The sequence below is a fragment of the Coprobacter fastidiosus genome, from assembly GCF_030296935.1.
In the GTDB taxonomy this organism is placed as follows: Bacteria; Bacteroidota; Bacteroidia; order Bacteroidales; family Coprobacteraceae; genus Coprobacter; species Coprobacter fastidiosus.
Genome location: NZ_AP028032.1, coordinates 878,183 through 892,474 on the forward strand (window position 1 = coordinate 878,183; position 14,292 = coordinate 892,474).

Genomic DNA, 14,292 nt, shown 5'->3' on the forward strand with positions numbered 1-14,292 from the left:
TCAATATTCAACACGTTTTTAATGTGTAAAAATAAAGTGCAAATGTACAACAATTATCTCTTCTAACGAAAATAAGTCTCTCTTTTTTAGAATAAAAACATTTTCAAATTCAACGTACAAAATATATTCACAGACAAACTCCTATAAAAAGAAAATGCTTTCTTTTTTTATACGACCTTATAAAAAAATAGCTATATTTGTCGGTATAACCTCTAAAATAAAAAGCTATGGCAAATAAAAGAGAACTAAAAAAAGAGATCAATTTCATCTCGAATGAACTTATTGCAGAATGTCTGTTCAACAAATTATACATAAAAAACAGTGATCCTCAAAAAATAGACGAACTACTATCAAGAATTATCAACTGCCAAGACGACTTCTTGCGTCGTGTAAATACTCCTGATGGTAAGGAAAACCCCAAACTGGTAAAAAAATATTACAAGAGTCTGATACAGTCTTTTGACAATAAAATCGGTGAAATATTAAAAGAATTAGGTGAACTGAACAAATAAAAAAGATGAGAAAAAAGGTATGCCGTTTCATTTTACACCTATTGGGTTGGAAAGTAGAAGTTTCAGTTCCCGATTATCCTAAATGTGTAATTTGCGTAGCTCCGCATACCAGCAATACCGATTTTTTTCTCGGGAAACTGGCATATCTTTCGATCGGAAGACATGCTGGATTTTTAATAAAAAAAGACTGGTTCTTTTTCCCTTTGAATATTATATTCCGGTCTATGGGGGGCATTCCCGTAGATCGGAGTAAACATTCTGATCTGATCGATCAGATCGTCGGCAAATTCAACAAACACGAACATTTCAACATCGCCATTACCCCAGAAGCAACAAGAAAAAGAAATCCGGATTGGAAAAAAGGATTTTATTTTATCGCTCTAAAAGCAAATGTACCTATCGTACTGGCATATATCGATTATAAAGAAAAATCTATCGGGTTGAAAAAAACATTCATCCCTACCGGAGACTTTGAAAAAGATCTGATCAAGATTAAACAATTCTATAAAAATTATCATGCTAAATACCCCGATTTATTTGCTATAGAATAAAAACTTTTTTGCTACTTCTTCCCCTAAAGTTCCAAACTCATGAATGACCTCCGCATAACGCCAATACAAACAGATATTATCTGGGAAAATAAAGAAGCAAACCTAAACAAACAACAAATAACACTCCAAAAGCTAAAAGGGACAACCGATATTGTTATTTTTCCGGAAATGTTCACTACCGGATTTTCAATGAACAGTCGAAATCTTGCTGAAACTGAAAACGGAGAAACAATTTCGAGATTAAAGTATTGGGCTAATACTTATGAATTTGCTCTTGTCGGAAGTTTTATCTGTAATCAAAATGACAAGTTTTATAATCGAGGATTCTTTATAGCACCGGGTAACCAAATTACATTTTATGACAAACGGCATCTATTCCGTGTAGGAAAAGAAAACCTAAGTTTTTCCGAAGGACAACAACAAACAATAATTTCTTACAAAGGGTGGAATATTTGCTTATCGATATGTTATGATCTGCGTTTTCCGGTATGGTTACGCAACAATAATATCCGGTACGATCTATTAATCATACCGGCATGTTGGCCTCACTCCCGCATCTCGGTATGGGATATATTATTGCAAGCACGAGCAATAGAAAATCAAGCATATGTCTGCGGTGTAAATCGCATAGGGTATGATCCTACGGGAATATATTATTCCGGACACTCGGCCGTTATAGATCCGAAAGGAAAAATTATTTTATCGACACCCGAAGAAAGGGAAACACACATTACGACAACTTTATCGGCAGAAAAGTTAATCGCATTTAGACAAAAATTTCCTGTATTACAGGATGCTGACTCTTTTACTATACACATTTAATGTTTCTTGCAAGAAAGTTTTAAAAGATTTATGTACTTTTGTAGACAATAAATTGTTTTGATATCAATATGCCGTGCAATAGTTTGTTTTCACGCGCAGTTATATTCAATAACATAAAACTTAACGAAAAATGAAAAAATGGATGTATGTAGCAACTGCTGTTGTTCTTTGCGGAACAATCTCATGCAGTTCAAAAAAAGAAAGTAAATCGACACAATCTTATACAACTTCGACCGAAGTTCTGCAAGGAAGCTGGAATATTATTTCTGTCGATGGAAAAAAAATCGTCAGCGAAGAACCGACATTCCTCGCATTCGATCTCAAAGAAAAAAGAATACATGGAAATAATGGATGCAATATCATCAACGGGGAATTGATCGTCGGAGACGATGGTTCTTTCCGCTTAGATAAAGTTATCAGTACAATGAGGGCTTGTATGGGAGAGAATCCCGAACGCCAAATTATGGAAGCTCTTAATAATACGACTTCTTTTAAAATCGAATCTGATAAATTTCTCAAACTGTATAATGCAAATAAAAAAGAAGTGATCACTCTAAAAAGGCAACCATTCTCTGAGCTTGAAGGGACATGGGACGTCACCTTGATAAACGAAAAACCTCTCACCGATGATCAAAAGCCTTTTATTACATTCAATACAAAAGATCGGAAAATTACAGGAAACGCAGGCTGTAACCGTATGAACGGACAAATAACGACAGACAATGCCAATGAATATTTCCTATCTTTAGGACAGATTGCGACCACCCGTATGGCATGTCCGGGAAACACAGAACCTACATTTCTAAAAGCTTTAGAAAATGTAAAGGCATTTAAATTGTTACCGGAAAAGAATGGAAAAAAGTATGCAGGTCTTTGTGATTCGGAAGGGAAAATAATCATTACACTCGAAAAAAGAAACGACCGGTAAAAGAACATTCCGATATATAAAATAGCCCGATAGTCTATTCAAAGATTACCGGGCTATTTATTAAACTTATTAAAGACCGTTTTTATAAAAAGAAATAACTCGAATATCTAAAAATTCATGAACCAAATAGACATACAACAATTAAGAGACTGGGCAGCCGAATATAACCGGGATAAATTCATACATTCCGATCCGGTACAATTTCCGCACAGATATTCAGAAGCAAAAGATATAGAGATAAGCGCTTTTCTCACAGCATGGATTTCTTACGGTAATCGAAAATGTATCATAACCAAGGCCGAAGAATTGGATCGTATGTTCGGAGGCTCACCCCTACACTTTATCCTGAACAATAAATATTCTAACTATCAAAATAATTATAATAGTTTCTATCGCTTTTTCAAATATCACGATCTGTATGAAATTTGTGAACGAATGCATTATTGTTACCAAAAATTCGGATCTTTAGAGTCTGCATTAAAATCGACCCCCGGACAGACTCTTGTTCAACGAATACAAAATCTTTTTATCAATATAAACGGGATTCCGAAACCGGAAGGGAACTCGGCTTGCAAACGAATTTGTATGTTTTTGCGTTGGATGATCCGGCAAGATAAAACCGTAGATTTCGGAATCTGGGAAAGTTTTTCTCCATCAGAGCTGATAGTTCCTCTCGACACACACGTACATCAAATCGCAAAAAAATGCGGTATAACCCAAAGATCGACACCGGACATCAAAACAGCTATGGAAATAACAGACTTTATGAAACAAATTTTTCCTGAAGATCCCTGTCTCGGGGACTTTGCACTCTTCGGATACGGAATAAACAACAAATAATATTCCGAGAAAAAATCATAATTCTTTTTTTAAATAAACCATATCTACCAATTGCTTCCCTTCTTCAAATATCGGATGGTCATAATGATCTGTAAAAAATCCTGGAAGATAATGAGAACGCACAAAGCCGCAATGTTCATAAAAAGATATGGTTGAAAAAGTATCTCCCGTCCCAACAAGCATAACCCGATAAGATTTTTTATAACGCTCAAATAAGAAATCTATCAAACGTCTGCCATATCCCTGTCGTTGATATTGAGGTAAGACAGCTATATTCTTTATTTCACAAACATTATCTCCTTCATCGGTAATAACACATGCCGCTACCGGAATCTCTTTTTTATAAAGGACAAACATCTCTCCTCTTTCCAAATAGCGGTCTATCATAGATTCCTGCTCATCGGCAAGCAGCAACAAATTAAGAAATCGTTTTTTATTTTCGGTAATACGAACTACCATTTATACACCTATTATACTTCCGATTTATTTAAAATAACTAATGCAGCTATTACTCCGGGAACCCATCCTACTATTGTAAGAATAAATACAATAAGAACAGATCCACAGCCTTTATCCAATACTGCAAGTGGTGGAAAGATAATAGAAAGAAGCACTCTACCTAATGACATATTCTTATTATTTATACATTTGCTGAATTACAAAGATAATTAATAGAAAATATATTATATAATCTCTCATTTGATTTCATTAACTTTATGGCACAAAATATAGAAATACTTTCATGAAAAAATGTAAGATTACCGTTATGCGAACGGCCTGCTATCGAGATTTAATGGCAAAATATGAAAACTATATCGAACATGCATGCGATATGAAAGAAGGACAAACATTTATCGCTAACGGTTGGGAAAAACCTGATGGCATGTGCGAGAGTGCTTGGCAAAGCATGTCGCCTTTTGTGATGACTTTAGCTCATGGCGGGAGCAATTTTTATAACGGATGGATGAAGAATAAAAAATCGGCCATGATCTCATGTAATGACGGATTTCGCCCGGTAAGTTTCTTAATCGAAACTTTGGATGAAGACGCAGAATGATTTGCGGATAAAATAGTTACTTTTGTAACAAAAAGAACTCTTTAAAAAGAACATCATGCTTGCATATACCTATATTGAACACGGAAAATTCAAATTGTTGGAAAAGCCAAGACCAGAAATAAGAGACTCCCGCGATGCAATCATCCGTGTGACTCTTAGCAGTATTTGCACCAGTGATCTACATATCAAACACGGAAGTGTACCACGTGCAATTCCCGGCATAACTGTCGGACATGAAATGGTAGGCGTTGTTGAACAAATAGGCGCTGACGTATTATCAGTCAAACCCGGTGACAGAGTCACGGTAAATGTTGAAACTTTCTGCGGTGAATGTTTTTTCTGCCGACACGGATATGTCAACAACTGTACCGATCCCAATGGGGGTTGGGCTTTGGGATGTCGCATCGACGGAGGTCAGGCCCAGTATGTCAGAGTACCGTTTGCCGATCAAGGATTGAATCGTATCCCTGATACAGTCAGTGACGAACAGGCATTATTCGTCGGAGATATTCTTGCCACAGGCTTTTGGGCAACCCGTATTTCAGAAATTTCTGAAGAAGATACGGTACTCATCATTGGAGCAGGTCCTACGGGAATTTGTACTCTACTCTGCACAATGCTAAAAAAACCGCAACGTATCATTGTTTGTGAGAAATCCCCTGACAGGATTCATTTTGTCCGTGAACATTACCCTAATATACTGATAACAGAACCTGAAAATTGTAAGGAGTTTGTTCTCCAAAACAGTGATCACGGGGGAGCTGATGTCGTATTGGAAGTAGCAGGCAGTGAAAATACTTTTCGTCTGGCATGGGAATGTGCCCGTCCCAATGCTATCGTCACGGTCGTAGCCCTTTATGATAAACCGCAAATACTACCCTTACCTTATATGTACGGAAAAAATCTAACTTTTAAGACAGGAGGAGTGGACGGATGCGACTGTGCCGAGATTCTTACTTTGATAGAAAAAGGGAAAATAGATACAACCCCACTTATTACCCACCGATTTCCTTTGACTGAAATAGAAAAGGCCTACCACATTTTCGAGAATCGGGAAGACGGAGTTATTAAAGTGGCAATATCCAGCAAAACGGAAACTAACTAATAAAGTATCGAGAATAGGCCGTCTCAAAATAGAATTCTGAGACGGCCTATTCTCGATACTTTATCTAAATTTCAAAACTTATTTTTTCGCCATTTCTTCAATTACCGCCATAACTTCTGCAGCTGTTTCCTCCGCCAGTTCAGGAGTTTTAGCTTCGGCATAAACCCGGATAATAGGTTCGGTATTCGATTTACGCAAATGTACCCATTTATCAGGGAAATCTATCTTCACACCATCGATATCCGTTACTTCATATTGTGCATATTTCTCTTTCACGGCCTTTAACAGGGCATCCACATCAATATCCGGTGTCAACTGCACTTTTTGCTTAGCAATGCTATAAGGCGGATAAGTAGCACGCAAAGCACTAACCGATTTCTTCTCTTTTGCCAGATGAGTCAAAAATAACGCGATACCCACCAAAGCATCCCGACCGTAGTGACTTGCCGGATAAATAACTCCACCGTTCCCTTCTCCACCGATTACTGCACCGGTTTCTTTCATTTTGGTTACGACATTTACCTCTCCTACGGCAGCAGCATTATATTGTTGACCGTAAGAACGGGTCACGTCCCGTAAAGCCCTGGAAGAGCTCAGATTCGATACCGTATTGCCAGGTGTATGCTTTAAAATGTAATCGGCAACCGCAACCAAAGTATATTCTTCGCCGAACATATCTCCGTTTTCACAAATAATAGCCAGACGATCGACATCCGGATCGACAACAAAACCGACATCTGCTCCACCTTTTTTCATCAAAGAAGAAATTTCGGTAAGATGTGCAGGCAGTGGTTCGGGATTATGTGGAAATTGTCCGTTCGGGTCACAATATAACTTTTCGATTTTCTTTACTCCTAAAGCTTCCAATAAAGCCGGAATAGCAATTCCTCCGACAGAGTTGACACAATCTACGGCGACAGTGAAACCTGCGGCTCTAATAGCATCGACATCCACTAAATCCAAAGCAAGGACACTCTCTATGTGTTTCTGTGTATATGTGAAATTTTCGGTAACTTTACCTAAATGATCTACATCGGCAAACAAAAAATCCTCTCTCGCTGCGATTTCAAGAACCTGATTGCCTTCTGCCGCATTCAGAAATTCACCTTTCTCATTCAACAACTTCAATGCATTCCACTGTTTAGGATTATGGCTCGCCGTCAAAATAATTCCGCCGCAAGCATTCTCCATCGTTACAGCCAATTCGGTTGTCGGGGTTGTTGCCAGACCGATGTTCACAACATCAAAGCCCATACCCATCAAAGTACCGACCACGCAATAGTTAACCATTTCTCCCGAAATACGGGCATCACGACCTACTACTATTTTATTTGTATTTACCGATGTCGTCTTGCGGATCAATGTCGCATAGGCTGCCGTAAATTTAACGATATCGAGGGGATTCAGACCTTCTCCGGCCTTACCGCCGATAGTACCTCGAATACCTGAAATCGATTTAATTAATGACATAATTGAAATTTTTATAGTTAGGGTTATTATTGTTCACTCAATGAATACTCAATAAGATATAAATATGGAATAACAGACGAAATAGATTCGGTAAATCCCATTTTCGAAGGAACGATAACCTTTACAACAGCTTTATTTCCGACATATTGCAACGGGTACTCTATGCCAAGACCATAGGTTGTAGAAGAGGATGTCGTAACCGTATTATAATTGAAATAATAATCGTCGATATTTTCATAATAGAAATTACCTACAGCATCAGCACTTCCCGTAGAAGCAAGAGTATTTAAATTTTGCCGTAAAAAACGGAAATAAACTTTATCGCCTTTTTGTATAGGAGTACCATTCCCCTTAGAGATAATCTGCATATAAACACCGTCTTCAAGCCTGTAATACGGAGCATCAGCACTTTCCCTGTCTCCATTCGTAGTTTCCAAGTCATCGAGATTTGCCGGAATATCGGCCACTCTATACCCTTTTAAATATTTATCGATAGAATCTTGCTCTTCTTGCAATAACTCAGCGTAAGTTTTATCATCTTTACAGGAAGTTCCTATAACCAGGAATCCGCAAAGAAGCATAATCAATATAAGCTTTTGTTTCATTTAATCTATTTTTATTTAGTAAGAATTCTCTTGTTACAATATATACCTGATATATTAATCGGTTCAAAAATAACGAATTCGTAGAATAAGCAATCTATATAAGACAATAAAAAAATTTAATCTTTCAAATATCGGACATAAAGAGGTAATAGTTTGCGAAAACACTCCTGCGCCTCCTCCATCGTTCCGAAAAATTCTCCACCGGAAGCATTCAGATGACCACCGCCGTTAAAGTGTTCGGCTGCGATTTTATTTACAGGGAAAGTTCCTTTGGAGCGCAACGAAACTTTAATAAAACCTGTCTCTTCTCTCAAAAATACCGAACATACAATATTTTCTATACTTAAAGGAACATTCACCAATCCTTCACTATCTCCTTTCCGATAATGATAACGATTCAGTTCTTCTCGTGTCAAAGAAATCATCGCAGCACGATATTCCGGGAAAATCTCCATTTTCTGACTCACAGCATATCCGTTCAATCGAAGTTTATCGACTGAATTTGTATTGCAGACTTTCGCATATATTTTATCTTTATCTATGCCTTTTTTTACTAATTCCTCTATAATGAAATAGATATCGGACTTATTGGAATTATAAGTAAAATTTCCCGTGTCGGTCATCATTCCCGTATAAATCGCTGTTGCACATTGAACATTCAAGTCATCAAACATTCCCATACGACAAATCAGACGAAATACCAGTTCGCATGTAGATGATATTTCGGGATGAGAAATCGTTACATTGCAAAACTGTTCGGGATCAAGATGATGATCGACCATGATTTTTTTCGCACCGGCATTCTTAATCGCCAGCTCCATCATATCTATACGCTTCAAAGCATTAAAATCGAGACAAAAAATCAGGTCGGCTTTTTGTATCAGTTCATTTGCAAAGTCAGTATAACGACTATATATCAAAATATCTTTAGCTCCCGGCAAAAATAATAAATTATCCGGCAAAGCATCCGGAACAATTACCGTAGCTTCTTTATCTATTGCAGATAAAAAATGATATAAACCCAAAGTAGAACCGACAGCATCACCATCTGGAGAAACATGACATACTATTACGATATGATCAGCCTCGTCTATCAACTTGTTTACCTGAGCAATTTGCGACTCAGGTATTATTTTCGACATCATATATTCATAAATTTAAGAAACAAAATTAGAAAAAAATCCCTAACCAAAAGCGGTTTTGAACAACAAGTTGTAAATCTCTTTCATTTTTATCACTTTTATACCGATTAAAACGAAAAATAGACTATTACTATATGTTTTTATGAAGTATCTTTGTATTTTAGTTTCAATATACACAAATATGAAAAAGATTATTGTTCTGTTAGCTTTCTGTTTAATAGCCTGTATTAATGCCCAGTCACAAAAAACAGAACCGGTCAAATGGAATACCCAAATCAACAATACAGAAAAAGAAAATTTCAAAGAAATTGTATTTTCAGCCCACATATTGGGAGAATGGCATCTCTTTGGAACACAGCTTCCCGAAGGCGGTCCTCATTCTACAGCCTTTGTATTCGATAAAATCGAAGGGGCGGTTTTATTAGGAAATATACAGGAAATCGATCGTCCGATAGAAGAATATAATTCTCTATTCGAAATGAATCTCAAATGGTACAATCATTCTGCCCGATTTATACAAGGAATCGAAATAATACCCGAAAGTGAAAAAGTCCTAATCGAAGGACATATCGAATATCAGGCATGTAACAATGTCACTTGCCTGCCTCCTACCCGTCATAATTTTGTATTAGAAGAAACTATCAATAAAATCATTCCGAATGCAGAACCTTCTATCTCATCTACCATTTCTACCCAACATGGACACTCAAATAAAGCTTATCTAAATACTTGGAAACCTGTAAAACAACAAATGGAGGCATTCGGAGAAAATCTCGCCGGTACAGAAATCAGCTATCGCAAAGCTTACGTAAATGGATTTAAAGGAGGACTTTTATCTTTGTTGACGCCCTGTTTGTGGCCGATGATATTGATGAGCATATATAGTTTTCAACAGCAAAGGTCATCGCGCAAACAGTCTATTTTTCGCACATTATTATACAGCGTTACATTATTAATTGTATTTCCGCTCTGTGGAATCCTGCTCACATCAGCATTCGGGATACAGATCTTTTATCAGTTTACAACAAACCTAATATCTAATTTATTCTTGTTTATTCTGTTCGTCATACTGGCAGCATTTTTACTCGGAGCATTTCATTCCTCGATCATCAGCAAAAAAAAGGCTGTCGGTAATTTTATCGGATTATCGATTCTAACAGTTTTACTATCACTCTCCTGCACAGGATCTTATATCGGATCATATCTTACGCAGGCTGCATCACTGCATTCGATTTTAGGACCTTATTTAACACTCACGGGATTTGTCTCGGCTTTTGTTCTTCCGGTTGCAATCATCCTTGTTTTTATAACATGGAATCCTGCAACGCCCAAGCAAGCTCACCGGCTACTGCTACTTAACCGAATCACAGGTTTTTTCATTTTGGCTTATTCCCTGACTTTTTTATCCATAGCAGATCTTATATACGGCAAACATTTACTAAATCGGGAAATTTTCCTTGTTTTATGGATAATCATTTTCTCATTTTTAGGAATATATCTGATCGGGAAACTAAAATTTACTCACGACAAAGAGACTCCGTCGATAAGCGTCGGAAGATTTTTTCTCGCCATATTGACTTTTAGCTTTACACTGTACATGGTACCGGGTCTTTTGGGCGCTCCATTAAAAGAAATAGGGGCTTTAGTTCCTCCTCTCTATGCACAAGACTTCAATCTTTACACAAAAGATTTCGGCAATCATTTCGACAACTATAATGAAGGTATGGAATACGCCAAAAATTCCGAGAAACCCGTATTACTCGAATTTTCCGGATATGGCTGCGCAGAAAGCCGGAAAATGGAAGCTTCGGTGTGGACTTATCCACGCATCAAACACTTGCTCGATCAAGAATTCGTCGTCATACGACTAATGGTAGATGACAAAACCAAACTCCCAAAAGCAGAAATCATTTCTATCGACGGGAAACCGACGAAAATTACGACTTTCGGAGAAAAATGGCAAGCTTTGCAACAAATAAAATTCGGAAGCGAATCCCAACCTTACCAAGTAATTCTTACTCCCAAAGGCAACCCTTTAAGTTCTGCATACGGCTATAGTATTGATATAAAACAATATATAAATTTCTTAAATAACGGTCTGAACCGTTTTAAACAACAATTAAAATGACGAAACATAGTAAAGAGGAAAAGATGGAGGCATTCGGCCGCTTTCTGGACATTCTGGATGAATTAAGAGAAAAATGTCCGTGGGACAAGAAGCAGACTAATGAAAGCTTACGAACAAATACAATAGAAGAAACTTATGAATTATGCGATGCAATCATAAAAAACGATATCGACGGCATTCGTAAAGAATTGGGAGATGTTTTATTACATATTGCATTTTATGCGAAAATAGCTGAAGAAAAAGATCAATTCGATATAGCTGACGTATGTCATTCATTATGTGATAAACTGATTTACAGACACCCTCATGTATTCGGAGACACCGATGCTGCAACCTCTAATCAAGTAGAACAAAACTGGGAACAGTTAAAGCTAAAAGAGAAAGGCGGAAATAAGACTGTTCTTGAAGGAGTACCTTCGGCTCTTCCGGCAATGGTCAAGGCTCACCGCATTCAAGACAAAGCAAGAAATGTCGGGTTCGACTGGGAAGAACGCAGTCAAGTGTGGGAAAAAGTAAAAGAAGAATTTCAAGAGTTACAGACCGAAATCGAAAATATGGAAACAGACAAGATGGAGGCTGAATTCGGAGATCTATTATTCAGCATCATCAACGCCGGACGTCTATATAAAATCAATCCGGAAAATGCGTTGGAACGTACGAATCAAAAATTCATACGTCGTTTTAACTATCTCGAACAGCACACAATTCAACAAGGACGCAACTTAAAAGACATGACTTTGTCCGAAATGGATGCGATTTGGGATGAAGCGAAGAAAAAAGGCTTATAATTTATCGCATACGACGACGGAATTCTGCACAAACAATGGCAGTTGCAATCGCGACATTAAGGGATTCCGTCGTTTCCCTTCCCTGCGGATAATTAGGAATAAAAAGACGTTTTGAAATACAACGTTCTAAATTTTCAGATATGCCTTTCCCTTCATTTCCCATCACAATAATTCCATGTGAAGTCAACTCAGACTTATATATATCTTCACCATTCAAGAACGTTCCATAAACCGGAATCTTTACCGTTTCAAAAAGATCCCTTAAATCTACGTAACAAACCTTCACTCTCGCCAAGTCCCCCATTGTCGCCTGTACGGTCTTAGGATTATATATATCTGCACAACCCAAAGAACAAAAAATATTCTCAATACCATACCAATCTGCCAAACGGATAATTGTCCCCATATTTCCCGGATCTTGTACCGTATCTAAAGCAATAGAGAGACATCCGTCCAAACTCTCGAAATTTATAGAATAATCAGGAATACGATAAACGGCAATTACGTCTTGCGGCGTCTTCTGCAATGACACTTTTTTGATCTCTTCCGAAGACACTTCTATAATTTCTTCAGCCCTTAATCCCGGATGCTCCTCAAGCCAAGAAGCCGTTGCAACCAATAATCTGCAATCAAAACTTCTTATCGTATCATTTACCAATTTATTTCCTTCGGCAACGAAACATGCTGTTTCCCGTCGAGCTTTTTTCTGCTCAAGAGAATGGACAAATTTTATTTTATTTTTACTCAACATATATCAGATACATACGAATAAGCGATTTTCAGTCACTTTTTAACAACCCGAACGAAATTCAAACAGGTTCTAAAAATACATTCATGTTATTTACCGTTTCAAAGATAAAGAATCTTTTTCCATTTCTGAATGAAAATAGCATAGAAGGCTTCAATATCCAATAGAAAAGTGTAAATTTGTATTTATTATCAAACTTAAAACTCGATATTTATGAAATATATAGGAGCACACGTAAGCGCTTCGGGAGGTGTAGAAAATGCACCGGAAAACGCATTTAAGATAGGAGCTACGGCATTTGCCTTATTTACAAAAAATCAAAGGCAATGGAAATCTTCACCGCTTTCCAGAGAAAGCATCGATTTATTTCATGAACGATGCGAAAAATATAATTATACAGCAGCACAAATATTACCGCATGACAGTTATTTGATTAATCTCGGACACCCTACGAACGAAGGAATCGAAAAATCAAGAGAAGCTTTCCTTGACGAAATGCAACGTTGCGAACAGTTAGGCCTGCGACTATTGAACTTCCATCCGGGAAGCCATTTGAAAGAAATATCGCTCGAAACATGTCTCGACCGCATTGCTGACTCTATCAATATGACATTGGATGCGACACACGATGTAACGGCCGTAATAGAAAATACAGCAGGACAAGGATCTAATGTCGGTTATGCATTCGAGCATCTCGCCTATATTATAGATAAAGTAGAAGACAAAAGCCGTGTCGGCGTATGCATAGATACGTGCCATACCATAGCCGGAGGATATGACCTCACGACCGAAGAAAGTTATGAAGCGACTTTCCGAAAATTTGATGAAATCATCGGATTCAAATATTTACGAGGAATGCATCTTAACGATTCTAAAAAAGGTTTAGGATCTCATGTAGACAGACATGACAGTTTAGGGAAAGGCATTCTCGGAAAAGAATTGTTCCGCCGCATCATGCAAGACCCTCGAATGGATAATATTCCGCTGATTCTTGAAACTCCTGATGAATCGATCTGGGCAGAAGAAATTCAATGGCTAAAAGAACAGATATAAAATTTGGGTTTATTTAGGAGAAAAAAAATGATATATAGCTGAAAAGACGTACATTTGCATAAAATTGATGGAAATATATCCGAATTTTAATATAGAAAAGATGAACTCGGAAGATAAACAATTAACATTGGACAAACGTTATATACGTATGGCTCTTATTTGGGCGGAAAATTCATATTGTAAACGCAGAAAAGTCGGAGCGCTTATCGTTAAAGAAAAAATGATAATATCGGACGGATATAACGGAACTCCTGCAGGATTTGAAAATGTTTGCGAAGACGAAAACGACCGTACATACCCATACGTTTTACATGCCGAAGCAAACGCAATCACGAAAGTCGCACGATCGAATAATAGCAGTGATGGAGCAACCCTATATGTCACATCTTCACCATGCATAGAATGTGCCAAACTGATCATTCAATCCGGAATACGCCGAGTCGTTTTTTCAGAATATTATAGACTGAATGATGGAATAGACCTCTTAAAAAAAGCCGGAATAGAAGTTGATTTTGTTGAGGTCAAATAGTGAAACCAACATTA

At 37.4% G+C, this 14,292-nt stretch carries 17 protein-coding genes; 11 read left to right on the forward strand and 6 right to left on the reverse strand.

The window, feature by feature from the left end; genetic code table 11:
• Positions 1-227: 227 nt before the first annotated feature.
• From QUE35_RS03525 to QUE35_RS03545, 5 genes are all read left to right on the forward strand, one after another.
• The gene (locus QUE35_RS03525) at positions 228-512 is read left to right on the forward strand and encodes a hypothetical protein (protein ID WP_022390025.1); all 285 of its coding nucleotides are present in this window, start codon (positions 228-230) and stop codon (positions 510-512) included.
• Between the two features lie 5 nt (positions 513-517).
• Complete coding sequence (locus QUE35_RS03530; RefSeq protein WP_031258505.1) at positions 518-1,063, forward strand: 1-acyl-sn-glycerol-3-phosphate acyltransferase; 546 nt, start codon at positions 518-520, stop codon at positions 1,061-1,063.
• Positions 1,064-1,102: 39 nt separating this feature from the next.
• Positions 1,103-1,885: a nitrilase family protein gene (locus tag QUE35_RS03535; protein ID WP_022601002.1), complete on the forward strand. Its 783-nt coding sequence runs from the start codon at positions 1,103-1,105 to the stop codon at positions 1,883-1,885.
• 130 nt (positions 1,886-2,015) lie between these two features.
• Entirely contained in the window at positions 2,016-2,813 is a 798-nt protein-coding gene (locus QUE35_RS03540; protein WP_022601001.1) for an META domain-containing protein, read from the forward strand.
• 117 nt (positions 2,814-2,930) lie between these two features.
• On the forward strand, positions 2,931-3,653 hold the full coding sequence (locus QUE35_RS03545; protein ID WP_022600999.1) for a TIGR02757 family protein: 723 nt from the start codon (positions 2,931-2,933) through the stop codon (positions 3,651-3,653).
• 15 nt (positions 3,654-3,668) lie between these two features.
• Here QUE35_RS03545 and QUE35_RS03550 read toward each other — a convergent pair whose 3' ends face one another.
• Together QUE35_RS03550 and QUE35_RS03555 are read right to left on the reverse strand one after the other, a co-directional pair.
• Positions 3,669-4,112, reverse strand: coding sequence for a GNAT family N-acetyltransferase (locus QUE35_RS03550; protein WP_022600997.1), 444 nt, complete (start codon positions 4,110-4,112; stop codon positions 3,669-3,671).
• Positions 4,113-4,123: 11 nt separating this feature from the next.
• Complete coding sequence (locus QUE35_RS03555) at positions 4,124-4,282, reverse strand: YqaE/Pmp3 family membrane protein (RefSeq protein WP_022600996.1); 159 nt, start codon at positions 4,280-4,282, stop codon at positions 4,124-4,126.
• Between the two features lie 113 nt (positions 4,283-4,395).
• On the opposite strand from QUE35_RS03555, the gene QUE35_RS03560 reads away from it, so the two are divergent.
• Both QUE35_RS03560 and QUE35_RS03565 read left to right on the forward strand, forming a co-directional pair.
• The gene (locus tag QUE35_RS03560; protein WP_009319369.1) at positions 4,396-4,710 is read left to right on the forward strand and encodes a TIGR04076 family protein; all 315 of its coding nucleotides are present in this window, start codon (positions 4,396-4,398) and stop codon (positions 4,708-4,710) included.
• Positions 4,711-4,765: 55 nt separating this feature from the next.
• Positions 4,766-5,815: an alcohol dehydrogenase gene (locus QUE35_RS03565; protein WP_022600994.1), complete on the forward strand. Its 1,050-nt coding sequence runs from the start codon at positions 4,766-4,768 to the stop codon at positions 5,813-5,815.
• Between the two features lie 78 nt (positions 5,816-5,893).
• Here QUE35_RS03565 and glmM read toward each other — a convergent pair whose 3' ends face one another.
• The 3 genes from glmM to QUE35_RS03580 form a co-directional block, all read right to left on the reverse strand.
• Positions 5,894-7,285 (reverse strand): phosphoglucosamine mutase, encoded by a 1,392-nt coding sequence (gene glmM, locus QUE35_RS03570; protein ID WP_022600993.1) that lies wholly within the window; start codon positions 7,283-7,285, stop codon positions 5,894-5,896.
• Positions 7,286-7,311: 26 nt separating this feature from the next.
• A complete protein-coding gene (gene bamK / locus QUE35_RS03575) occupies positions 7,312-7,890 on the reverse strand; it encodes a BamK family beta-barrel-assembly machinery protein (RefSeq protein ID WP_022390015.1) in 579 nt (192 codons plus the stop codon).
• A gap of 116 nt (positions 7,891-8,006) precedes the next feature.
• Complete coding sequence (locus tag QUE35_RS03580; RefSeq protein WP_009319365.1) at positions 8,007-9,035, reverse strand: DHH family phosphoesterase; 1,029 nt, start codon at positions 9,033-9,035, stop codon at positions 8,007-8,009.
• 178 nt (positions 9,036-9,213) lie between these two features.
• Here QUE35_RS03580 and QUE35_RS03585 point away from each other — a divergent pair, with 178 nt between their 5' ends.
• Together QUE35_RS03585 and mazG are read left to right on the forward strand one after the other, a co-directional pair.
• A complete protein-coding gene (locus QUE35_RS03585) occupies positions 9,214-11,160 on the forward strand; it encodes a thioredoxin family protein (protein WP_022600991.1) in 1,947 nt (648 codons plus the stop codon).
• Positions 11,157-11,948 (forward strand): nucleoside triphosphate pyrophosphohydrolase, encoded by a 792-nt coding sequence (mazG, locus tag QUE35_RS03590; RefSeq protein WP_022390013.1) that lies wholly within the window; start codon positions 11,157-11,159, stop codon positions 11,946-11,948. Before QUE35_RS03585 ends, mazG begins: the two co-directional genes overlap by 4 nt.
• 1 nt (position 11,949) lies before the next feature.
• On the opposite strand, the gene QUE35_RS03595 is transcribed toward mazG, so the two are convergent.
• Complete coding sequence (locus QUE35_RS03595) at positions 11,950-12,699, reverse strand: RNA methyltransferase (RefSeq protein WP_286262439.1); 750 nt, start codon at positions 12,697-12,699, stop codon at positions 11,950-11,952.
• A 210-nt stretch (positions 12,700-12,909) separates the two neighbouring features.
• On the opposite strand from QUE35_RS03595, the gene nfo reads away from it, so the two are divergent.
• Both nfo and QUE35_RS03605 read left to right on the forward strand, forming a co-directional pair.
• Positions 12,910-13,749: a deoxyribonuclease IV gene (gene nfo / locus QUE35_RS03600; RefSeq protein WP_009319361.1), complete on the forward strand. Its 840-nt coding sequence runs from the start codon at positions 12,910-12,912 to the stop codon at positions 13,747-13,749.
• Between the two features lie 100 nt (positions 13,750-13,849).
• A complete protein-coding gene (locus QUE35_RS03605) occupies positions 13,850-14,278 on the forward strand; it encodes a deoxycytidylate deaminase (protein WP_031258503.1) in 429 nt (142 codons plus the stop codon).
• Positions 14,279-14,292 lie beyond the last annotated feature (14 nt).